Origin of the sequence: Ligilactobacillus sp. LYQ139 (genome assembly GCF_045033025.1) — a bacterium.
GTDB lineage: Bacteria > Bacillota > Bacilli > Lactobacillales > Lactobacillaceae > Ligilactobacillus.
On sequence record NZ_JBJFZW010000001.1, the window covers coordinates 33,348 to 56,059 of the forward strand.

The following is a 22,712-nucleotide window of genomic DNA, read 5'->3' on the forward strand; positions in this document are numbered from 1 at the left end:
GGCTAAAGGCAGTACCGGCAAAACAAAACAATGGCTAAAACAATGGCACCACTCCCAACGATGCGGTGCATCACCTTATCGGGAAGGTGACGTACAAGGAGGGGACCTAAATATCCGCCGATAAAGAAGCCACATGCCATGGGGATTACAAATTGCCAGGTAATTTGTGTTTTAATGAGATACACAATCGCCGTCAATAGGTTAGCAACTACAAGAACAGCGTTTTTAACCGCGTTGACCTGGGCAAAGGTTCCCGGAATAAGTGTAAAGAGGGCTAAAAGCATTACCACCCCGCCGCCAGCGCCAAAGTACCCCGTGTAGATGCACACAAGAAAGGCAAGAGCCCACGCGCCCAGTCGATGGAGCGGGGATTTATGTTGCTCCTTCTGGTGAAATCGCGGAGGAAATAGCATGATAATTCCGGCAAGGGCGATAAAGAAGGGAACCACCATTTTAAAAACTGTTGCTGGGAGCGCAAATAAAAGGAGTGCCCCTAGAATCGCGCCCACAATTGTCATTGGTAAAAGAATCAAGAGGCGGCGCCCCTGGCCCTTTAATTCGTAACGGGATGAGAGAACGGCGCTAAGTCCTGACGTTACCAGGGCTAAACTGTTAGTGATGTTGGCGGCTACCGGTGTCATTCCCATTAGGAGAAGGGCTGGATACGAAACAAGCGAGGCTAATCCCGCTGCCGAACTAACGGTCCCCGCGGCAATTCCCGCAATCACCAGCCAGCAAAGTGTGATTATCCAATGCATCATGGTTAAGGCTCATCTCTTCTTTATCATCGTGTTATCGGTTTCCATTGTACCACGGGATGGGGATTGTTTTTTTACGGTGAAAGGGCGATAATAAGCGGTATTAAAAATGTAGCTTATAAATAGGAAGTGGGTTAGCATGACGGGACAAAAGACCGTTTCAGAATGGCGGCATAATTTATATATTTTGTGGATTGGAAACTTTATCGTTGCGATGGGATTCCAATTATTTATGCCGTTTTTTCCGCTCTATATCCGGACACTCGGATCCTTTAATCGGTTTCAGTTAAACATGTGGAGTGGGGTTGTGTTCTGTGCAGCTTATTGCGTTTCCTCGTGGATGGCACCAATTTGGGGGAAGTTTGCGGATCAACACGGGCGTAAGAAGGTGCTATTGCTATCATCCGCCGGGATGGCTACCATGGTGACCCTCATGGGGTTGGTAACAAATGTTTACGAATTAGCACTGTGCCGGTTATTACAAGGTTTTTTTTCGGGCTACATTAGTAATACGTCTGCCTTAATCGCAGCCAGCGTTCCGGGAGAGCGGAGCGGCCAGGCGTTGAGTTTACTGTCAACTGGGACAACGGCTGGAATGTTAATCGGTCCGTTCTTTGGCGGGGTAATTGCCAATACGTTCGGGTACCGTCTTACCTTTATCCTTACGGGATTATCATTATACTTCGTGTGTGGTTTTACATTGCTTTTTGTATGGGAAAAACACTTTACGCCGCTTTCCGCACGGGAAATGCTCTCGACTAACGAACTGTTTCATAGTTTAAAACACCCGCGGATTATCGTGGGAATGATTGTAACCACCCTGATTATTCAAGCGGCTAATAACTCAATTTCGCCGGTAATTAGTTTGTATATCCGGCAACTCATGCATGGTCAGGGCCGGGTAGCCCTTGTCAGCGGAATTATTGCGGCTTTACCCGGGATTTCGACTCTTTTAGTAGCGAAGACCTTTGGGGCGTGGGGGGACCGGATCGGCACGCATAAAATTTTATTGGCAGGCTTTATTTTTGCTTTTATTGTGTTTATTCCGCAAGCTTTTGTTCGGAATGTTTGGGAACTGGGAATCCTGCGCTTTTTAGTGGGCATTTCGGACGCTGCCTTACTGCCACAGGTTCAAACCATGCTGGCGAAGTATTCAAACTCCCGGTACTCCGGCCGGATCTTTAGTTATAACCAGTCCGCGCAGTTTGCCGGAAACATTGTCGGCTCGCTGCTTGGGTCAACTGTTTCCGGACTTTGCGGGTACGGGGCGGTCTTTTTGTCAACCGCTGGGTTAGTGGCCGTTAATTTCTTCTGGGTATGGCGAAGCGTTGGGGAAATTTTGCACCAAACACCGCGAAATGTATAGACAAATTTCTGAATAAAATTATTAAAACAATAACAGGAGGTTGCGCCGTAAGTTGCAGCCTCCTGTTGCTTCATATATCAAAACAAACGAATTAAATTAAAAAATATTAGTTGCTGAATCGATCTTCCTTGTTTTGGTTCGGCGAGTTAGTTCTACTACGCCATTTGGGCAATTAGTGAATTGTAATAATTCCGAAGCCCTGTAAGAGATGATAGGTTCCGGCCGCCAACATAACAATGTAGGCCATCCGACGGACAAAATTCATTGAAACATGGTGCATAATGCGCATGCCGATGGTTGTTCCAACTACGCAGGCGATGATGGTGACGCACAGCGGACCGATCATTTGAACGGTAAAATTGCCGCACGCAATGTTGTTAACCAAAACATTTACCGTCGTAATCGCAAAGTACAGTTGCAGGGTAACCTGGTATTCAAGGGGATCATCCATAACGGAATCAAAGTAGGCGACCATCGGCGGTCCCCCAATGGCAAACATGCCATCCATAAACCCCCCAAGGGCGCCCGCAATTGACCCAACTAACGGGTTGCGTTTCAGGTGGACGTACCTAACTCCAAAGATTAAGTACAGGGCAAGGATCCACATGAAGAAACCGAGAATAAGCCCCATGGTGCGAGAACTTAACCGAACCATCATGTACACGCCGATAAACCCACAGATTAGGGAGGAAATTGCCGGATAAAAAACCATCTTCCACTTAAGGTGCTTACGCATCGAAAAAATCGTGTAAAGTTGGAGGATGAGCACGGTTGCCACGACAATGACCGTACATTTCCGGTAGGGGAAGAAAAACGGCAAGATAGCCATGCTAAGGATACCAAAGCCAAACCCACTCGTACTCTGAACGAGCGCGGAAACAAACGTCACGAGGGCTAAGATGATTCCTAACTTAGGGGTTAAAATCAATAACAAAACCTCCTTTTCTGTTGATTAACCAAGGCTATTATACACGGCCAAATAACTAATTAAAAGTTAGTTTCTTGATAGGAGCTGTTGGCAATACCACTTAGGATTAAAATTTTGTTAGACGAGTATCAGGTGTCAAACGAAGAAGCTAAAATTACCTTTTCACTAGCAAAGAAGCATACAAACATTTTTGTCATAATGGAATGGCAAGGCTACATGTTAACAGAATATTGCTGGGAATCTAGTATTTCAACCTGTTAATCTTACTGAACAGTAATTTCAAACTTAGTGCTGTGTGGTTGTGATAGCCGCTGAACCGCAGTCCAAAGATATTAATTAGTCTTAAAACCCCCATTCATAAGAACTATAAAAGCTCTATGGATGGGGGTCCATTACTTATGTGTCTTTTTCTTTTTATCCTCGCGCCTTATTATTCCGCTGCCAGCGCCTTATTGACGGCTCGCCGTTCACTAGCAACCAGCGCAACATGACTCTCAATGATTCGAATATCCATTGTAATTTCACGGGTTAACCCTGGGGTATTAATCTTTGGTTCAAAGAAGCCCTTAAATTCATCCAACCGTTCTTCGGTATGGAAAGCGTTGGCCGTTACCGTAATGAACCGGCTAAATTCCATGTCACCACCAACCGTTTTTTCTAACCAATCCCATTCAGTCCGTAACCAGTCCCAGGCTGCCTGTTCTCCGGCCGGGTTGGTTAGTAATCCATTGTACCAAGAGCGAAGGTCCTGTGGCTTAATAACAGCGGCTTCCTCAAATTTTGTCAATAACTCGGTTATGAAGGTGTGGTCCTTCGTTGCCGTGAGGGCATTGCAAATATCCGACTTGTAGTTCGGATCAGACGTTGTAACGTACTGATTCAATAAAGCGTTAACCAGTTCATCATTGCCGTAGTGCTGAACCTCACTCTTGAGGATTAACGGCCGAATGTCGGCGTTAACTCCTTCAAGGTTTGCGAGGTTTGCAGTAAAGAGCTCATGGGCGGCTGCAATCGTGTCCTGGTTGTTGGCGGCTATGGCAGCCTTTAAAACGTACGACCGGGTCATTTGATCATCCTTTGATTCGGTCGTTGCCGGGTGCCAGCCAAGCCGTTGAACCTGGTGGGCACTCAGTTTATTGAGTAAGAACTGATAGTTCTTTTCTTCGTTCGTTTCTGGGGTAACAAATTGGTCTAGCTTATCAGCAATTGCATAGAGGGCATCGTTGACAATGGATGAGGTGCTATCTGCAAATCCGTTCAATAGTGGGACAAGTTCGGCGTATGAAATTTGCCGTCCCTCTGCCAGGAGACGCAGGTCCTGAAGAAGTTGCCGCTGGGTGATATGGTCAAGTTCATCCTTGTGAGCTAAAATGTCATTCAATAATCGTTGATCGTACTTAACGATGAAGTGTGAGTTATTATCTGCATTTAGCCGGAACGGAACGCCTTCCTTTTCTCGCAGTTCCTGGTAGTTACCTAAAACAAGCCGTTTATCCTTCATGATCGTTGGAGCGGCAGTATAGTTGCTATTTAGCGGAATCTGCCATGTCCGACCAGCTTCCTTACCATCGCCGATAAAGAATTGCTGCTGATTAAGGACCAGGTTGCCGTCTTCCACCTTAGCAATAACCACCGGGAAGCCTGGTTGATTTAACCAGGACTTCATGATGCTACCAATATCCATCCCGGCAGCATCGCCCAGTGCCTGCCACAGATCATCCCCGGTAGCGTTGTGGTACTTGTGGGCTTCAAAGTAATTCTTTAAGCCCTTCCGCATTGCGTCGTCCCCGATAAGGGCCCGAACCATTACTAACATTCGTGATCCCTTGGCGTACACAATCGCCCCGTCAAAGATGGCATCAATCTCAGCCGGATCCTGAACGTGAACGTGAATTGGTTGTACACCATCAGTTGCATCCCGTTGGAGGGCAAGAGGGGCTTCGGATGTCTGAAAGAGTTCCCAAATGTGCCAATCTGGCTCGAGGGCATCCACGGAAACGTATTCCATCATGTTAGCAAAACTTTCGTTTAACCACAGGTCATCCCACCATTTCATCGTAACAAGGTCCCCAAACCACTGGTGGGCCAACTCGTGGGTAATCACCGTTGCAACGTATTGCTTCCGAGCAAGGGAAGTGTTATCTGGGTTAAGCATTAGGGTTGCTTCCCGGTACGTGATTAACCCCCAGTTTTCCATGGCGCCAGCTGAAAAGTCCGGTAAGGCCAACTGCCATGAATGCGGAAGCGGGTAGGGGGTCTGGTAGAAGTCCTCGTAAAATTCAATTCCGCGCTTAGCAATGTCCAACGCAAAGTCAAGCTCCTTTGGTTGGTGAGCTTTTGTGGCGAACACGCCAACCTTGACTCCGCTCTTGGTAGTAGTCATCTTACTTTGCATTTCCCCAAAAGCAAACGCAACGAGGTACGTGGACATCCGAACGGTTGTGTCGAAATAGTGGAAACCACCTTCGTACTTGGTTTCAGGCATGTTGGCAATAATTGTTTCCCCAGCGTGCTCGTCAAACTTAATGGCCAAATCAAACGTGGCCTTGGCTTCTGGTTCGTCGATACACGGGAAGGCCTGACGGGCAAACGTGGTTTCAAACTGCGTTCCGATTAGCTGCTTTCGTTCGCCGTTTACCTCATAGTATGACGGGTATATTCCCATCATCGTGTCTGTGAGGGGGGCCTGATAGGCAATCGCCAGTGCTACCTTTCCGCTTGCTGGGAGGGTAATATAGATGGCTTCAGAGTCGTCGTCGAAGGTGAACGGAACATCTTGTCCACTTATTTGAACGCTCTTGATCGTCATGAATTTTTGGTTAACGACAATTTTTTGGGTTAATGCTTCCCCCGTAATAGTGGAAGTTCCTTCAATTGTCTTATGCTCCCGGTCAACGGCAATCTTAAGGTCGTAGTGTTCCGGGTGGAATTTTTCATATAAGTGTGTAAATTCAGCCATGTAGGTTCCCTCAATCTTTCTATAGAATCACTCACATTGTACCGCAGATACTATTAAAATAATAGTGAATTCGCTTTCGAAATGGGAGATTAAATAACATTACAGAACGTAATCAGTAAAAATTAACTGCTAATTTAAAGTGAACCAAACGAAGCTTCACCATTCTCCTCGGGTTATTAGCGTGCTAAGATAACCTTAAAATGAAAGGGTGGTTAAAAAATGCGGGTAAATGTCTTACAACATGCAGTAAACGAAGGACCGGGGGTTATTGCGACGTGGTGTCACGAACACCAACATACCATGACGGTTTACCATCCGGCAGAATTTGGCCGGTTACCGGCGCTTAAGGATACGGGGATGCTAGTAATTTTAGGAGGGCCAATGAGTCCAAACGATGATCTTGAATGGCTAACTACTGAACGTGATTTAATCCGGGAAGCGATTACGCGCAATATTCCAGTTTTAGGGGTATGCTTAGGGGCACAGCAGATTGCCAAGGCGTGTGGCTACTTGGTAACCGCTGCGCCGGTTAAAGAAGTCGGGTGGGCTCCTGTTCAGCGGGTTAGCACCCTAATTCCGGGCTTACCTACAACGGCAGAGGTATTACACTGGCATCAGGATATGTTTTCCATTCCAGATGAAGCGGAATTACTTTACCAGGGGGAACGAGTCACCAACCAGGCATTTGTTTTTAGGAAACATCCTGTTGTGGGATTTCAATTTCACTTTGAACCCTTGGCGGCTAATCTTCGCGAAATTGTTGTTAATGATGCGGCGTATGATAAGGATTCCGTCCTCCGGCAATCGCCGGCAGAAATTTTAGCCCACGGCATTCCGGCCGAAAATCCCCGGATAATGAGAGTAATTCTGGATTACCTAGCAACATGGAATAATTAGCAACTATCGCGCATTAATTTAGGACAGAACAGCCATCGCGGCCTTATATTTTTAATGTTTCTTTTTAAAATTTACAAGAAAATAATTTTTAATACCGTTAGATTGAGACTATAATAAAAACAATTGATAAAATAGTTTTGCGGAGGAAAAAGGATGAAAAATAAAACTCGTCCGGTGGTGTACCTTCTGTTGTGCGCACTTCCAGTAGTGATGACGCTCCCGTTACTCGTAACGGGACATACGAAAATGAAATATTTCTTTGGGGAATTGGCGTACTGCCTGTTTATTGTTGACGTGCTTCTTGGATTGCGACCAGAGTGGATTGAACGTTTGATAGAGTTAAAGAAGCTGTATTGTCTGCATGGCCTGCTCGCAATTATTGCTGTGATTGGGGCTGCGTGTCACATTGAAATGAGTCACCTGCACGGGTTCGCTGCGCTTCTTGGATGGGGCGCATTTTACGGAGCCATTGCAACGGTTATCCTCGCAGTGGGCTTTCTTACCAGCCAAGTCCTCCATGTGCCGTTTTTAGGGAATTGGATTGGAATGCTTCGTAAGAGATTAGCCCAAATTGGAATTACGCGAGAAATGGTGCTCTTAGTTCATATGCTATCACCGCTGATCGTTGTTATGGTCTTTTTTCACGTGGTGTTAATCCATAAGTTTAACCGCCTGGTATGGTTTATGGTGTTCTTCTGCGGGTACTTTGCGTTGTTTATCCTCGGATATGCTTACTGGGGGATTTACCAACGGTTAATCGTTGCTCGGTACACGGTTACGCGAATTAAACGGGAAACGGCGACCGTCTTTAAACTCACGCTAAAACATGCTAAGGGAGATATTATAACCGCACAAGGTGGTCAATTTGTTTTTATCCACGCCCCGTTTGCGATGCCTAACGAGTACCATCCGTTTTCGGTATTACAGATTAACCACGATGGAACTGAACTTACCTTAGGAATTAAGCAGGTTGGCGATTTTACGACTAAACTTGCACACGTTGCTCCTGGAACCCAGATTAAAATTCGGGGAGTATATGGACATTTTACTGCACCAACTGACGATACACCGATATTGGCAGTGGCTGGGGGAATTGGGATTACCCCGTGCGTTGGTATGTTGCAGTCGTTGCCCCACAACCAAACCGGGTACTTGATTTGGAGTGTGCGGTCCCGGGAAGATGCTTGTTTTAGTGAGGAATTAACGCAGTTACGGGTAACTCATCCGCACGTTCAGGTTATTCTGCACGACGATAGTGAATTAGGATATCTTGATAAGGAATTTTTAATTCGGCAAATTCCAGAACTTAAACAGCAACGCCCGTTAAATTGCTTTATATGCGGTCCCGCGCCGATGATGACCAGCGTTGAGCAGCAGCTCAAGGCAATGCAGGTCCCGGACAGGCGGATCCTTGATGAAGGATTTATTTTTTAAGACCTGTTATAAATAACGCTTAAATAAAAGGAGAGCTTTAGGTGCAACTCCTTTTATTTCTGTAAAAGTGGCTTTATTTTAATCCAATGATGATAAATCGATGAAAATTATGTTGACAATAATGGCGATTAGATTATAATAAAACCAATCAAAGAGATAAACATCATGAAAAGCAGAGTAACTAGCTTATGCTCACAGAGAGTTTCTGGGTGGTGTGAAGGAATGGACGGCGGTTAGTGAAGATGGGCTTGGAATGGCATCGGTGAATGGTTAACCGGTGACGGTGATGCACCCGTTATTAGTGCAGGGTCTTTCTGACACACAGGCTGTCGGCGTGACTCGGTAAGGTTACTTCTGTGAGGAAGTAATAAATAAAGGTGGTACCACGAAAATAACGTCCTTGTTTACAAGGGCGTTATTTTTTGTTTATTTCGTGAGCAAAAGTTGTTAATGAATTTATAGAAAGGAAGAAAGTTTATGAGGAAAAAGAATTATACGGGATTATTTGTTGTAGTTGGAATTATTGTTCTTCTTATTGGGGGTGCTTTATGGGGCGTTCATCAACATCAGCAAGCAAGTAAAACTGTCACAGTTGGAATTGTTGGGAATGATAAGGGGACGCAAGAAATTTGGAAGCAAGTGGCCAAAACAGCCAAAAAACGGTATGGAATTACGGTTAAAACAAAAACATTTACGGAATACACCCAACCAAATAAGGCGTTAGCCGCTGGCGAAATTGATCTGAATGCTTTTCAACACTATGTCTTTTTAAACCAATGGAATAAAAAGAATGGCAATCAGGTTGTTGCGATTGGAAAAACGTATATTGCGCCTATTCGGTTATATTCAAACAAATATCACCGGTTAAGTGCTTTACCTGACGGGGCAACGATTGCGATTCCAAATGATGCTGCAAACGAAAGTCGGGCGCTATATGTATTAAAAAATGCTGGGTTGATTACTCTGAAAAAGAGTGCAGGGAAGTTAGTTACAATCGCTGATATTGCCCAGAATCCTAAGCATCTTCAAATTAAAGAATTAGCGGATGACCAAACAGCACATGCACTTAGCGACGTTGATGCGGCAGTAGTTAACAATGATTATGCAATTCCGGCTAAATTAGGAAAGCGTCAAACCATTTATGTTGAACCGGTTAACCGCGATTCTGAACAATGGATTAATGTAATCGCCGCTAAACGGGGACAACAACATAAGCGGATTTACCAAGATGTTGTCAAAGCTTACCAAACACCTGCAGTCCAACGGATTTACCGCCATTACTACGGGAAGACGGAGTTACCTGCCTGGAACTTAAATTTGAAGTAAGGAGGTTGAAGTATGACGGATGCGGTAAAACTCCATAACGTTACAGTTCAATTCACGACCCCGCAACACACCTCATTGACAGCCGTTAACGAAGCTAATTTAACTGTGCGACAAGGTGATATTTTTGGAATTGTTGGGTACTCTGGTGCAGGGAAATCAACGCTTGTGCGCACAATTAATCTCCTCCAACAGCCAACGTCTGGGACAGTTCAGGTCGGAGACACTGTTTTATATCATGACCACCATCAACTAATTAGTACTGCCGAATTGCGGCAAAAACGGCGCCGAATTGGCATGATTTTTCAGCATTTTAACTTGTTAAATGAGTCAACTGTGGGGCAGAATATTTACTTTGCGCTGAAACACACGAAATTAACTGCTCACGAAAGTGAAGTACGGGTAAAACAATTACTTGAATTAGTGGGATTACAGGATAAAATCGACGCGTATCCCGCTCAGTTATCTGGAGGGGAACAGCAACGTGTTGCCATTGCACGGGCATTAGCGAATGATCCGGAAATTTTAATCTCAGATGAAGCAACGTCGGCCCTTGATCCTCAAAATACTATTCAGATTTTAGATCTTTTAAAGAAATTAAATCGTAAATACGGGTTAACAATTATTTTAATTACTCATGAGATGGATGCAGTAAAACGGATTGCAAATAAGATTGCAATAATGAGTGATGGGCAGATTATTGAACAAGGTCAGCTCCTAGACGTATACTTGCATCCCCAAAAAAAATTAACCCAACAATTTGTGGGGGGCGTCTTAGCAGCAAAAACGGTTTTGGAAACGATCAAGCACGAACAAGCATCAAACGAGCAAATTTTTCAAATTACATTTTCAGCTTCTACCCTGCAAGAGGCGATAACCTTGTCACTCTATAAAAAGCTTGGTGTTGAAGTTTCAATCATTTACGGGAACATGGAATTTTTAAATGATCAGCCAGTTGGAACGATGTTTATTTTAGTTCGTGGAACCCAAGAACAACTTAAGCAAGTTCCCCCATCATTAACCAAAACCGGTGTAACCGTAACAACAATTAATGACCGGAGGTAATAAGTATGATAGTCTTTATAAAGCACCTTTTACCCAATGTTATAAACCTTGGATGGTGGGGGGACACTGGTTGGGGAACAGCGCTTTTTCAAACAATTGCCATGACAATTGTTCCTGGAATTATTGGTGGAATATTAGGGTTAGTGTTTGGTTTTGGGTTAGTATTAACTGCACCAACTGGAATTTCCCCTCACAAGTCCTGGTTTAATTTTTTCGATAAAATCGTGTCACTCTTTCGTTCCATCCCATTTATTATTCTGTTAGCGGTAATTGCACCAGTTACCCAGTTAATTGTCGGTACTCAAATTGGAATGGTTGCTGCCATGGTTCCATTATCAATTGCAGTATTTCCCTTCTATGCCCGGCAAGTTCAAGTGGCCCTTGAAGGAGTCGATCACGGAAAGGTAGAGGCCGCTCAATCTTTAGGAGCAACTAATTGGGACATTATTATTGATGTATATTTGTGGGAAGCACGCGCAGAACTGGTTCGGGTTTCAACCGTTACGTTGATTAGTTTAATTGGCTTAACAACGATGGCTGGTGCGATCGGTGCAGGTGGGTTAGGAAATACTGCGATTACGTATGGTTACGACCGCTTTAATAATGATGTTACGCTTGTTGCCACTATATTAGTATTAATTCTGGTTTTAGTCGTTCAACTTGTTGGGGATTGGCTAACATTGAAATTAAATCACCAGCAGAGTTAACAAATTATTGTACACATACGGCCGGTGAATAATTTTATTAATATTAATTAAATAAGAACGTGGTTTTTAAACCACGTTCTTATTTTACTGACGCCATTACTAAAATAGTAACTTAATTAATCAGAATATAATGCTAGCGTTTGTCGGACTAGCTGTGTGTTTTAATTCATTGGTTAATGGGAATCCCCATGATCCTTTATTGCAAATTCCGTAGTTATTAAAAACTTTGTCTATAATAAATAACTTCTACTGCTAATTATTTTGGACTTTATCGAAGGATGATAATTATTTTTAGAATAGTTTCCTAATAAACATTCAAAATATATTGAAAATAAAGCCATTTATTGTATAATATTAGCAAATAAATAATAAAGAGGGGTATATTATGCATAAAGTAATTCATAAAATAACAATGTTTTTGATATGCATAGGTTTGTCCTTAGCATCGCTTGGAATTATGGTTAACGGCAATAATAATAGGCAACCAGTCAAGGCAGATGCAACGCCACAATTATTAACCCGGATTAAACACCGCGGTAAATTAATTGTTGGAACAAGTGCAGATTATCCGCCGTTTGAATTTAAACAAGGGAGCAAATATGAAGGAATTGATATTGATATTGCTCGTGATATTGCTAATAAGATAGGCGTTAAACTTGAAATTAAAAACATGGATTTTGATTCATTGCTTGTCGCCCTTGAAACCCACAAGGTTGACATGGTGATTGCGGCGCTGAATCCCACCCCACAACGTGAAAAAAGCGTTGCCTTTTCTAAATCATATTATACGGATGGCAATGACTTATTAATTCGAAAGAATGATAAAGACAAAATCACCGGGCTTAAGGATTTAACAAGCCACAGTACCGTAGGCGTACAAACCGGGTCAGTACAAGCAGAGTTGGTTAAGAAACAGTTACCCCACGTTAAAACGAAAGGACTTACAAAGCTTAATTCACTGGTAATTGCACTAAAGACTGGTAAAGTTAACGCGGTCGTAATGGATGAGGCCACTGCTAAGGCTTACGTTCAAAATGATCATAGTTTAAGTTGTCTTCATGCCGGATTTACTGGTCAATCACCGGCCAATGCAATTGCTTTCCCAAAGGGGTCAGCATCACAGTCACTCATTAGTTTAGCTAACCATGAAATTACCCAGTTGAAAAAAAAGCAAACAATTGATAAGCACTATGCTCCCCATGCAGTAGCCCTGATGATGAGTCATAAAAGTAAGCGTCATGTATGGAATTACACTAATTACTTTATTAGCGGAATAGAAATTACCCTTTTAATAACCGTAATTTCTACCGGAATTGGGGTTGTTTTAGGAACACTTCTCGCATTACTACGGTTAGGAACAAATAAAATTCTTAAGTGGTTATCAATTGCCTATATTGAGTTTGTTCGGGGGACACCACTGATGGTTCAGGTTATGTTTATGTACTTTGGTGTGGGAATGTTAATTAAAAACCTTCCAGCACTGGTTGCCGGAATTATCGCAGTTGCCCTTAATTCCGGTGCATATGTCGCCGAAATTATTCGTTCAGGAATTATGGCAGTCGACAAGGGACAAACCGAGGCAGCGGTTAGTTTGGGAATGAGTCGCCGTCAAATGTATCGTTATATTATTCTCCCGCAAGCCTTACGTAATATTTGGCCTGCATTGGGGAATGAATTTGTCACGTTAATTAAGGAAAGTTCATTAGTTTCAGTAATCGGGGTTGGCGAGTTAATGTACCAAACACAAATGGTGCAAGCAGCTACTTACCAGGGGGTTTTACCACTAGCCGTTACGATGGTAATTTATTTCGTCATAACATTTACGCTAACCCGGCTACTAAACTGGGGTGAAAGGAGAATTAACCATGACTAATGTTTTTGAAATTAATAATTTAGTTAAGCGGTTTGATAATAAAACGGTACTTCATTCAATTACAGCAACGGTCCCTGTTGGAAAGGTAATTTGTATTATTGGTCCATCCGGTGCGGGAAAGAGTACGTTTTTACGGTGTTTAAACGGCCTTGAGCATCCGGACGGAGGAACAGTTGTTTTTAACGATCAAGTTGATTTACTAACCGCGAGCCAGGCAACGTTAATGAACGTTCGTAAACAAATCGGAATGGTCTTTCAGGATTTTAACTTATTTCCCCATTTATCTGTTTTGGAAAATCTTGTTTTAGCTCCCACGATTGTGGAGGGCCGTTCCCGCGAGGAGGTCACCCATGCCGCACTTAAGAACCTTAAACAGGTCGGGTTGAGCGATAAACAAGATGCTCGGCCGCAAAGTTTATCTGGTGGTCAAAAACAGCGGGTGGCAATTGCACGGGCATTAACAATGAACCCGCGAGTAATTTTATTTGATGAACCAACAAGTGCCCTTGATCCTGAAATGGTTGGTGGGGTTTTAGAAGTAATGAAACAATTAGCTCAAGAGAAAATGACGATGGTTTGTGTTACCCATGAAATGGGGTTTGCCCGCCATGTAGCAGACGAAATTTGGTTTATGGCCGATGGGACAATTCAGGAACAGGGGCCGGCAGAACAATTGTTTAACCATCCTCATACAGTGCGGTTGCAACATTTTCTTGCAGAAATTTTGACATCGTAACTTTAAAGATTATTCGACTTAAAATAATGTATTTTGTTCGCAATATGCTCGTATTTTATAATATTAATTGAAAATTCCCTAACTTTTGTAATCATTTGCGTTGAATTCTAATTGTTTTCATATTAGAATTTAATCATTACATGGAAAGAGGGTTAGGGTATGAATTATTTTAAGTCATTATTTCGACGTCAAAATCCACAGGTTTACCAAAATTTGGACGGCCATTTGGAACGGACACTGACTACTAAAGATTTTATTGGTCTTGGTGTAGGAACGATTGTCTCGACGTCAATTTTTACCTTACCAGGTGAGGTTGCTGCGATGCATACGGGGCCGGCAGTAATTGTTTCCTTCCTATTAGCTGCCATTGTAGCGGGATTGGTATCGTTCGCATATGCAGAGATGTCAAGTGCGATGCCTTTCGCCGGGTCAGCTTATACGTGGATTACCGTTATTTTTGGTGAACTTCCTGGTTGGGTTGTTGGCTGGGCTTTATTAGCAGAATATTTGATGGCTGGCGCGTTCATTGCTTCCGGGATTTCAGCGAATCTACGTGCACTCCTCGCATCCTGGAGCATCACTTTTCCTGCCTGGTGTGCGCATCCGCTTGGAGTTCAGGGGGGATTATTCGACGGTGTTGCTATTTTAGCAATTATTATTACAACTATTCTTCTTAACGCGGGAGCAGAACATGCAACGCGTATTGAAAATTTGCTTGTTATCTTAAAGGTTGCCGCCATCATGTTATTCGTGTTTGTAGGGTTACAAGCCGTTAAGATGATTAACTTTCATCCCTTTATCCCGGCGTATCGGCATACTGCCAACGGTGCCTTTGGTGGGTGGCAGGGAATTTACGCTGGAACGTCAATGATTTTCTTGTCCTATATTGGGTTTGATTCTATTGCTGCGAATTCAGCTGAAGCTAAAAACCCAAAACGCACCATGCCGAGGGGAATTATTGGATCATTAGTAATTGCAGCAGTGTTTTTTATTGCGGTTAGTTTTGTTTTGATCGGCGTGATGCCGTATACAAAATACCACAATTCAGCAGAACCAATTGGTATGGCCCTCCGGGCAACTGGCCATAGTGGAGTTGCTGTTGTTGTCCAAACAATCGCTGTTATCGGAATGTTGACGGCATTAATCGGAATTACAATGGCTGGTTCACGGTTAATTTATTCGTTTGGTCGGGATGGGATGTTACCGTCATGGCTAGGAAAATTAAATGCAAAACAGCAACCGCGAAATGCCTTGGTAACAATTACTACGGTGATGTTAATTATTAGTGCCTTTTTCCCGTTTGCATTTCTTTCACAGTTAATTTCTGCTGGAACCTTAATTGCTTTTATCATGGTTGCCGTTGCAATTTATCCTTTACGCCATCGTGAAGGACACGATATTCCGGTTCCTGCTTTTCGGATGCCGTTTTATCCGGTTTTACCAACTTTAGCAACGTTAGCAGCTTTAGTAGTATTTCTAGGACTAGGAACGAGCGCTAAGTTCTTTATGCTACTATGGTTAGTTCTCGGCGTATCAATTTATTTCTTGTACAGTCATCAACATTCATTAAACGGGAAATAATGTTTCTTTAAGTAGCTTAGTGGGTCAATCCACTATCCTACTTTTATTTATTTTGCGGCACAGTTAGTTTATCCTTAATCACAGTACCCGGTAAATAACAAAAAGAACAATTAAGGAGCAGAAAATGCTCGAAAGGAGGAACTTATGCAAACAAATGATAGAGCTAAACAATACCAACTCATGCTAGCACAGGCTAAAGCGCTTTTCGCCAATGAACATAATGTATTAATAAACCTTGCAAATACCAGTGCGCTGTTAAAAACAACCTTCTTAAACACTGTCTTTGCGGGATGGTACCTATTTGATGGTCAGGAATTAATTTTGGGGCCTTTTCAAGGTCAAGTATCATGTGGACGCATTGCGCTTGGTAAAGGAATATGCGGTACAGCAGCAACAACACAATCAACTGTCATTGTTAAAAATGTTGCTAATCATGCCAATTATATTGCGTGCGATTCAGCTGCAATGAGTGAAATTGTGGTCCCAGTGGTTCAGGACCAACATCTTCTAGGAGTATTAGATATGGATTCAAAGGTAATTAGTGCTTATGAAACAACAGATCAAATATACCTAGAAACATTAGTTAAGCTCCTATTAACACAAACTAACTGGGACTTTAGCATGTTTATGGCTAACAATGATTAAAATATTGCAGATAAACATTACATTATTTAAAATAATTATCAAATGAAAGGAATGTGAACATGAAACATTTAAAAAGGCATTTAGTAGTGTGGGTGCTAATGTGTGTTGTTTTATTGGCAGAATTAGTTGGAGGGAATACGAAACACGTCATTGCCAAATCAACCACAAAAGAACCAACATACACAATTGCAACCGACGTGACGTTCCCACCATTTGTCTTTACAAATAATCATAATCAACTTACGGGGATTGATATCGACCTAATGAAAGCAGTTGCCCGTGAGGAAGGCTTTAAGGTGCGGTTTAAACCAATTGGATTTAATGCAGCGATTCAAGCGGTTACTTCTGGTCAAGTTAATGGCATGATTGCAGGAATGACCATTACAAATGAACGCCGGGAACGGTTTGACTTTTCAAACCCGTATTATTCATCCGGAATAGTAATGGCAGTTAACCCTAAAAGTAGCGTGCGGCGGTTAAGCCAACTACGCGGGAAAAAGGTTGCGGTCAAAACGGGAACGGCTGGTGCCAATTATGCTAACTCAATCAAACAGAAGTATGGTTTTACCGTGGTAACATTCGACGATTCAGATAATGTCTATAACGACGTAAAGACAGGAAATTCGGTTGCTTGTTTTGATGATGATGCTGTGTTGAAGTATGGGATCAAAACGGGATTAGGGCTAAAAATTGTAACGAAACCAACAGCAATTGGAAACTACGGGTTTGCCGTTAAGAAGGGGACAAACCAGCAATTAATGACAAAGTTTAATGCGGGATTAACTAAGCTTAAACGGAACGGTCAGTACAAAAAAATTATCAATAAGTATACTAAAAATGCGGCAGTGAAAGATGCGGCATCGAGTCATACATTTTGGGGATTAATTAAGCAAAATAGTGGCGCATTTTTAAGTGGATTAACAGAGACGCTAAAACTAACCTTAGTTGCTATTATTTGTGCAACTATTTTTGGCGTTATTGTTGGACTATGCGGGGTGGTTCCTAATCGTGTTCTAAATATGTTAGCAGCAGCGATTGTTTATATTTTTCGGGGATTGCCATTATTAGTTTTAGCATTATTCATTTATAATGGAATTCCTAGTTTAATCGGAATGAAAATTCCGGCATTTATCGCGGGAATCATCACATTAACCTTAAATGAAGGTGCGTATATTGCAGCTTTTGTTAAAGGGGGAATTCAAGCGGTTGATCGTGGCCAAATGGAAGCAGCGCGTAGTTTAGGACTACCATTTGGAATTGCGATGCGTAAAGTAGTGTTGCCACAGGGAATTAGGATGATGATTCCTTCATTTATTAATCAATTTATTATCACCTTAAAGGATACCTCAATTTTGTCAATTATTGGAATTGTCGAGTTAACCCAGACGGGAAAGATTATTATTGCCCGGAATCTAGAAGGATTTAAGGTATGGCTGATTGTAGCTGTAATGTACCTGGTATTAATCACTGTTTTAACGCTACTCTCAAAGTGGATTGAACGGAAATTGGAGGTATAAAATGACGCAAGCAAAGATTTTAGTACAACAAGTAGCCAAACAATTTGGACATAATAAGGTGTTAAAAAATATTAATTTTAAGGTAGATGAAGGGCAGGTAGTTGTCTTAATTGGTCCTTCTGGCTCTGGTAAGAGCACGTTATTACGTTGTTTAAACCGGCTGGAAACACCAACTTCAGGAAAAATTGTGGTAGATCAGTTAGATATTTCGGATCCGCGAGTTAATATCGATAAGGCGCGCGAAAACATTGGAATGGTTTTTCAACACTTCAATTTATTTAATAACTTAACTGTGGGTGAAAATATTATGCTTGCACCCCGGGAATTAAAAAAACAAACGGCGACTGTTGCTGAACAAACGGCAAAACGGTTATTAAAATTAGTAGGATTAAGCGATAAGTTTACTATGTATCCCCAATCATTATCCGGTGGACAGAAACAACGGGTAGCAATTGCCCGGGCATTGGCAATGAATCCAGATATAATGCTGTTTGATGAACCTACTTCAGCATTGGACCCTGAAATGGTTGATGATGTTTTAGCGGTAATGAAAAAATTAGCTGATGACGGAATGACAATGGTAATTGTCACCCATGAAATGGGGTTTGCAAAGGAAGTTGCGGATAAGGTAGTCTTTATGGCAGAGGGATATATTGTTGAAGAAGGGCGTCCAGAAGAAATATTTAATCACCCCCAAAATGACCGAACAAAAGCATTTTTGAAACGATTACATCAGATATAGATTTGGCAACAAGCCTTAATTTATTTAATTAGCTTATTCGATAATTAATATTTAATTATTTCTAAGATGTAAAACAAACTTATTTTAAATAATGGTGTTACAATAGCTCCTTGTGAGATTTTATTGATAAGGAGTGGTCATTGTGATGTCGTCATTCTTAGGCGAATTTTTTGGCACTTTAATTTTGACAGCAATTGGTGTTGGCGTAGGTGCAGGAGTTAATCTTTCTAAGACATTTAGTCGAAATCAAAATTGGTTGTTTGTTTCACTCGGGTGGGGATTAGGGATAACCTTCGGTGTTTATGTTGCCGGAACAATTGGTTCAAAAGGTTTTATTAATCCCGCAATTACGTTAGGAACGGCATTATGTGGTTTATTCCCGTGGGGACAAGTTTTACCGTACTTAATCGGTGAGTTTTTAGGTGCTTTTTGTGGTGCCGGATTGGTTATTGGCGCTTATTATGCTCAATTTAAACACGCTCAAACTGAAGAGGAAGGAAATACAGTTAATATTTTTGCAACTAGTCCTGCTATTGAAGATCATAAGTTTAACTTTGTCAGTGAGTTAATTGCAACCTTTATTTTTGTTTTCATTCTATTAAACCTAGGCTCGTTTACCACCGGATTAAAACCACTGATTGTGGGATTGATTATTACCGCAATTGGAATGGCTTTTGGGGGGACAACCGGCTTTGCCGTTAACCCAGCGCGGGACTTAGGACCACGTTTAGCTTATGCTCTCTTACCAATTCCTAATAAGGGTGATGCTAACTGGAAATACGCATGGGTTCCAGTCGCTGGGCCGATCGTTGGCGGCTTTTTAGCATGTCTATTAAAGGTGTTGGTTTAATTTTAAGTTAGATTAGACACATACTAATAAGGTTTACAGTATGGATTCTTTATTAAATCCCATCAATTAAAAAAATACGTCACCAATTTTAGGTGGCGTATTTTTTTAATCTCTTTGTTGAAATACAGACACAGCGTTAATAATCTGTACACAAAATTAATTGAAATTACGAACCATTTAATTTAAGAAGATGACACTATTTAAGTTAATTAGGGTATGCGGGTAACAGTGACCATAAAACACTATGTTTAATTAAACTGAAAACGGCGGATAATTCAGCCGTTTTCGCTTCTCAACTAGATATAAAATATCTCCTAAATTAACCACTAGTGGTTAATGTTTTCGCGTAATTTTGATAAAAATTGTTGCGGCTCCCAGTAATCCCCAACCACACAATATGATTCCGAGTGCCAGATGGTTCCCAGTTGCCGGTAATTTTTTAATGTGCATTTTCTTATTAGCAAAAGAAGAAGGGTTACTACCAGATGCCACTACTTGCAGTGTTTGATATTTATAGCCGGATGTTGGCGCTTTCTGACAATAATTGCAACGGGTAGGGGAATAGGAGTAGCTTGATGACTTAGCGCGGTAACAGAAATGTTTTGTTGGTGTTCGTTGTGTAGTCAGAGTGTTTAGTTGTGTTGTTCGTGACCACTTAAATTGTCCATGATCAGCAAAAAACTGTGCTAAAGCAAGCAAAATTCGGTCACTGTACTGTGAACCTTCAAACTGAATTCCCAATGGCAAGCCAGCCGGACTGATATAAGTTGGCAAACTGATAGCGGGCTCGCCTGCAAGGTTGGCTAACTGTGTAAATGGTGTTTTCGTAAGTCCGTGTAACCATGCGTTATAAATTAATTTCATTTGAGCATTAAAAGGTAATTTATTAATTTGACGTAATAACGCTACTTCGTGTGGTAAAAAAGCGGGGTCATCATTTTTCGGGGCAACGGTAGCCGTAGTTGGGGTAAGGTATAGCGGATATTCTTGGTGGAAAGCAGTCATTTGTTGGTGAATTAATTGAATTTCATGTGTCCACTGGTTTTCGATGTCATGCGGCGCCTTAAGGCTTGCTAGGTACAACGCTACGGTCATTGGACTAACTACCGTATTAATGTCGTTAGGAGTTAAATTACGGTGAAGGAAATGTTGACAAAGAAAATTAGCTACTTGACCGTCTGATAACGCCCTTAAGAAATAATTCTGCATTAGTTTTACACCATTAACTGGTGCATCCTGACGAACAACGGTAAAACCATGCGCCCGAAGGAAATCAACAGCCTGATGGACTGCTTGCCGGGCAGCAGGACTAACTGGGGTGCCAACAGGAGATTTATCGGTATAAGCAATTTTAAGGCGTGTTAAATCGGTAGGAACAGCTTGTAATTTACTAACTTGATCGGGCTTAGCTAAATAAGTCAGTAATGTATTCATATCTGAAACATTCCGGGCATCAACAAAATTAACAACGGATGGCGTTGTCGGATCACCTAGAATCAATCCTTGAGTTGGTTTAAGACCAATAACCCCCGACCAAGAAGCTGGAATTCGAAGAGATCCGCCTGCATCGTTTCCTGTTGCAATTGGAACAATGTCTGCTGCCACAGCGGCTGCTGATCCTCCAGATGAACCGCCTGGATTACGCGTTAAATCCCACGGGTTATGGGCAGTTCCATGAAGCAGCGAAGTGGTGACGTTAATTAATCCTAATTCAGGAAAATTAGTTTCACCAATAACAATGAATCCGAGCTGTTGAAGCCGCTTAACAAAGGAACCAGTATACGAATATGTTTGCTTAGCTTCAAAGGTAAGGCCATTTGTATTAGGGTATCCCTTCAACGGTTGGTCAAGTCCTTTGATTAATAGCGGAACGCCATAAAAAGGCATTGTTTGCGGATTATGTTGTTGTAACGCTTTAAGTTGCGCTTCAGCATAGGCCGGGTTTGTATAAATAACACTATTTAATTGTGGATTAAGCTGCTTAATTCTTTCATAGGTGTATGCAAGTAATTCTTGGGGAGTTATTGTTCCGTTTTTAATAAGGTGCGCAAGTTGTAACGCAGATTTTCCCTGAACTAATTGACTAATAGAAGAATTATTAGAAGTAGATGCCACCAATGGTTTAGTTTTATATAAAGGTGTAACTGAGGAACTAGACATTGAAGTAACAGGTTTAGAAACTGCAATTTTAGAAGAGGTCGATTGTGCTGCAGCATTCTTTGAAACATTAACGTGACTAATTTCAGTAGAGTGATTATTAGTCGTAGATTGAGCAGCTGATGTTAAAGAAATTTTCGATTGTTGGGATGATGATGTAGCCTTAATGTTAGTTGATGAAATAGCTGTCGCACTAACCTGAGCAGCTACCGCAACAGCTGGTGTGAAACAAAGAATACTAATTAAACTAATTATAATTAAATTTCGTATTGTTCGTAAAAATAGCCGGTTGTTCATATGCATTACTCCTTCATTACCAGATAATTAGATTGTATCAGCTTTAAGAAAGCGGTTGCAACAAAGTGAAAAATGTTCATTTTGTTGTTTATGAATAATGTTAATTTCATTAATTAACATTGAGCTTTAAAAAGTACAATGTGAAATGATTATAAAATGTGATTATCGTAATCACTATCCTAATTGTTAAATCAAAGCGGTCCAATCAGGTAATTTAGCAACATCAATAATTCTATTTTTAAATAACAGGATACCGGAAATACATTGACAGTTATAAAACTATTGAAGTATAATCACACTGATAGGAGGTGACTAAATGGTTACTATTTTTAAGGCATTAGCTGATAAAACGCGCGTTAATATCATTAAGCTAATTGCTAGGGATCCTGGAATTTGTGGTTGTGAAATTGCAGCTAAATTTAAAACAACTCAGGGAACAATTTCACACCACATACGAATCTTAGTCGAGGCAAAACTCATTATTGACACCAAAGAAGGGCGATCACATTACTATACGTTGAATGTAACGGCCTTTGAACACATTAACAAATTTGTCGATAGTTTAGCTATTCTTGATAAAGTGCAAAATTAGGAGGAATTGTTATGGACATTAAGAAAATTGATGTTTTAGTATTAGGAACTGGTTGCCCTAAATGTAAAAAATTAGCTACCAATGCTCAGCAAGCAGTTGAAACGGGAACCACCGCATCTTGCTCGTTTAAATATGTCACTGATCCTGTTTTAATGGGGCAGTTAGGTATTATGTCCTCGCCAGCACTGTTAATTAGGGGAAAGGTGGTATCTCAAGGCACTTTATTATCATCCACAGAAATTAATAAATTAATGCATGATAATGGGATTATTTAGGAAGAAGGGG

Annotated in this window: 19 protein-coding genes and 1 other annotated feature; of the genes, 15 read left to right on the forward strand and 4 right to left on the reverse strand. The window is 41.6% G+C overall.

Going from position 1 to position 22,712, the window contains the following annotated elements; all coding sequences use genetic code 11:
* Window positions 1-2: 2 nt before the first annotated feature.
* A complete protein-coding gene (locus ACI3E1_RS00170; RefSeq protein WP_405023660.1) occupies window positions 3-761 on the reverse strand; it encodes a sulfite exporter TauE/SafE family protein in 759 nt (252 codons plus the stop codon).
* A gap of 136 nt (window positions 762-897) precedes the next feature.
* Between ACI3E1_RS00170 and ACI3E1_RS00175 the strand changes: the two genes are divergently transcribed.
* Window positions 898-2,124 carry an MFS transporter gene (locus ACI3E1_RS00175; RefSeq protein WP_405023661.1) on the forward strand — a complete coding sequence of 409 codons (1,227 nt, stop codon included), beginning with the start codon at window positions 898-900 and terminating at the stop codon, window positions 2,122-2,124.
* Window positions 2,125-2,296: 172 nt separating this feature from the next.
* Here ACI3E1_RS00175 and ACI3E1_RS00180 read toward each other — a convergent pair whose 3' ends face one another.
* Window positions 2,297-3,052, reverse strand: coding sequence for a sulfite exporter TauE/SafE family protein (locus ACI3E1_RS00180; protein WP_405023662.1), 756 nt, complete (start codon window positions 3,050-3,052; stop codon window positions 2,297-2,299).
* A gap of 430 nt (window positions 3,053-3,482) precedes the next feature.
* On the reverse strand, window positions 3,483-6,011 hold the full coding sequence (locus tag ACI3E1_RS00185) for a M1 family metallopeptidase (RefSeq protein WP_405023663.1): 2,529 nt from the start codon (window positions 6,009-6,011) through the stop codon (window positions 3,483-3,485).
* Between the two features lie 219 nt (window positions 6,012-6,230).
* On the opposite strand from ACI3E1_RS00185, the gene ACI3E1_RS00190 reads away from it, so the two are divergent.
* From ACI3E1_RS00190 to ACI3E1_RS00245, 12 genes are all read left to right on the forward strand, one after another.
* A complete protein-coding gene (locus ACI3E1_RS00190; RefSeq protein WP_405023664.1) occupies window positions 6,231-6,908 on the forward strand; it encodes a type 1 glutamine amidotransferase in 678 nt (225 codons plus the stop codon).
* A 153-nt stretch (window positions 6,909-7,061) separates the two neighbouring features.
* Window positions 7,062-8,342 carry an FAD-binding oxidoreductase gene (locus ACI3E1_RS00195; protein WP_405023665.1) on the forward strand — a complete coding sequence of 427 codons (1,281 nt, stop codon included), beginning with the start codon at window positions 7,062-7,064 and terminating at the stop codon, window positions 8,340-8,342.
* A 156-nt stretch (window positions 8,343-8,498) separates the two neighbouring features.
* Window positions 8,499-8,747, forward strand: a binding site (T-box leader).
* A gap of 72 nt (window positions 8,748-8,819) precedes the next feature.
* Entirely contained in the window at window positions 8,820-9,668 is an 849-nt protein-coding gene (locus ACI3E1_RS00200; RefSeq protein ID WP_405023666.1) for a MetQ/NlpA family ABC transporter substrate-binding protein, read from the forward strand.
* 12 nt (window positions 9,669-9,680) lie between these two features.
* Window positions 9,681-10,730, forward strand: a complete 1,050-nt coding sequence (locus ACI3E1_RS00205; RefSeq protein WP_405023667.1) for a methionine ABC transporter ATP-binding protein — start codon at window positions 9,681-9,683, stop codon at window positions 10,728-10,730.
* A 5-nt stretch (window positions 10,731-10,735) separates the two neighbouring features.
* Window positions 10,736-11,437, forward strand: coding sequence for a methionine ABC transporter permease (locus ACI3E1_RS00210; RefSeq protein ID WP_405023668.1), 702 nt, complete (start codon window positions 10,736-10,738; stop codon window positions 11,435-11,437).
* Window positions 11,438-11,822: 385 nt separating this feature from the next.
* Window positions 11,823-13,310 (forward strand): ABC transporter substrate-binding protein/permease, encoded by a 1,488-nt coding sequence (locus ACI3E1_RS00215; protein ID WP_405023669.1) that lies wholly within the window; start codon window positions 11,823-11,825, stop codon window positions 13,308-13,310.
* Entirely contained in the window at window positions 13,303-14,046 is a 744-nt protein-coding gene (locus tag ACI3E1_RS00220; protein WP_405023670.1) for an amino acid ABC transporter ATP-binding protein, read from the forward strand. The genes ACI3E1_RS00215 and ACI3E1_RS00220 overlap by 8 nt, the downstream gene beginning before the upstream one ends.
* A 159-nt stretch (window positions 14,047-14,205) precedes the next feature.
* Entirely contained in the window at window positions 14,206-15,627 is a 1,422-nt protein-coding gene (locus tag ACI3E1_RS00225; protein ID WP_405023671.1) for an APC family permease, read from the forward strand.
* A 144-nt stretch (window positions 15,628-15,771) separates the two neighbouring features.
* On the forward strand, window positions 15,772-16,272 hold the full coding sequence (locus ACI3E1_RS00230; RefSeq protein WP_405023672.1) for a GAF domain-containing protein: 501 nt from the start codon (window positions 15,772-15,774) through the stop codon (window positions 16,270-16,272).
* A gap of 59 nt (window positions 16,273-16,331) precedes the next feature.
* The gene (locus ACI3E1_RS00235) at window positions 16,332-17,789 is read left to right on the forward strand and encodes an amino acid ABC transporter substrate-binding protein/permease (RefSeq protein WP_405023673.1); all 1,458 of its coding nucleotides are present in this window, start codon (window positions 16,332-16,334) and stop codon (window positions 17,787-17,789) included.
* A gap of 1 nt (window position 17,790) precedes the next feature.
* The gene (locus ACI3E1_RS00240) at window positions 17,791-18,531 is read left to right on the forward strand and encodes an amino acid ABC transporter ATP-binding protein (RefSeq protein ID WP_405023674.1); all 741 of its coding nucleotides are present in this window, start codon (window positions 17,791-17,793) and stop codon (window positions 18,529-18,531) included.
* Window positions 18,532-18,676: 145 nt separating this feature from the next.
* On the forward strand, window positions 18,677-19,381 hold the full coding sequence (locus ACI3E1_RS00245; protein WP_405023675.1) for an MIP/aquaporin family protein: 705 nt from the start codon (window positions 18,677-18,679) through the stop codon (window positions 19,379-19,381).
* A 333-nt stretch (window positions 19,382-19,714) separates the two neighbouring features.
* On the opposite strand, the gene ACI3E1_RS00250 is transcribed toward ACI3E1_RS00245, so the two are convergent.
* Entirely contained in the window at window positions 19,715-21,835 is a 2,121-nt protein-coding gene (locus tag ACI3E1_RS00250; RefSeq protein WP_405023676.1) for an amidase family protein, read from the reverse strand.
* Between the two features lie 316 nt (window positions 21,836-22,151).
* On the opposite strand from ACI3E1_RS00250, the gene ACI3E1_RS00255 reads away from it, so the two are divergent.
* Complete coding sequence (locus tag ACI3E1_RS00255) at window positions 22,152-22,427, forward strand: ArsR/SmtB family transcription factor (RefSeq protein WP_405023677.1); 276 nt, start codon at window positions 22,152-22,154, stop codon at window positions 22,425-22,427.
* Between the two features lie 11 nt (window positions 22,428-22,438).
* Entirely contained in the window at window positions 22,439-22,702 is a 264-nt protein-coding gene (locus tag ACI3E1_RS00260) for a thioredoxin family protein (RefSeq protein ID WP_405023678.1), read from the forward strand.
* Window positions 22,703-22,712 lie beyond the last annotated feature (10 nt).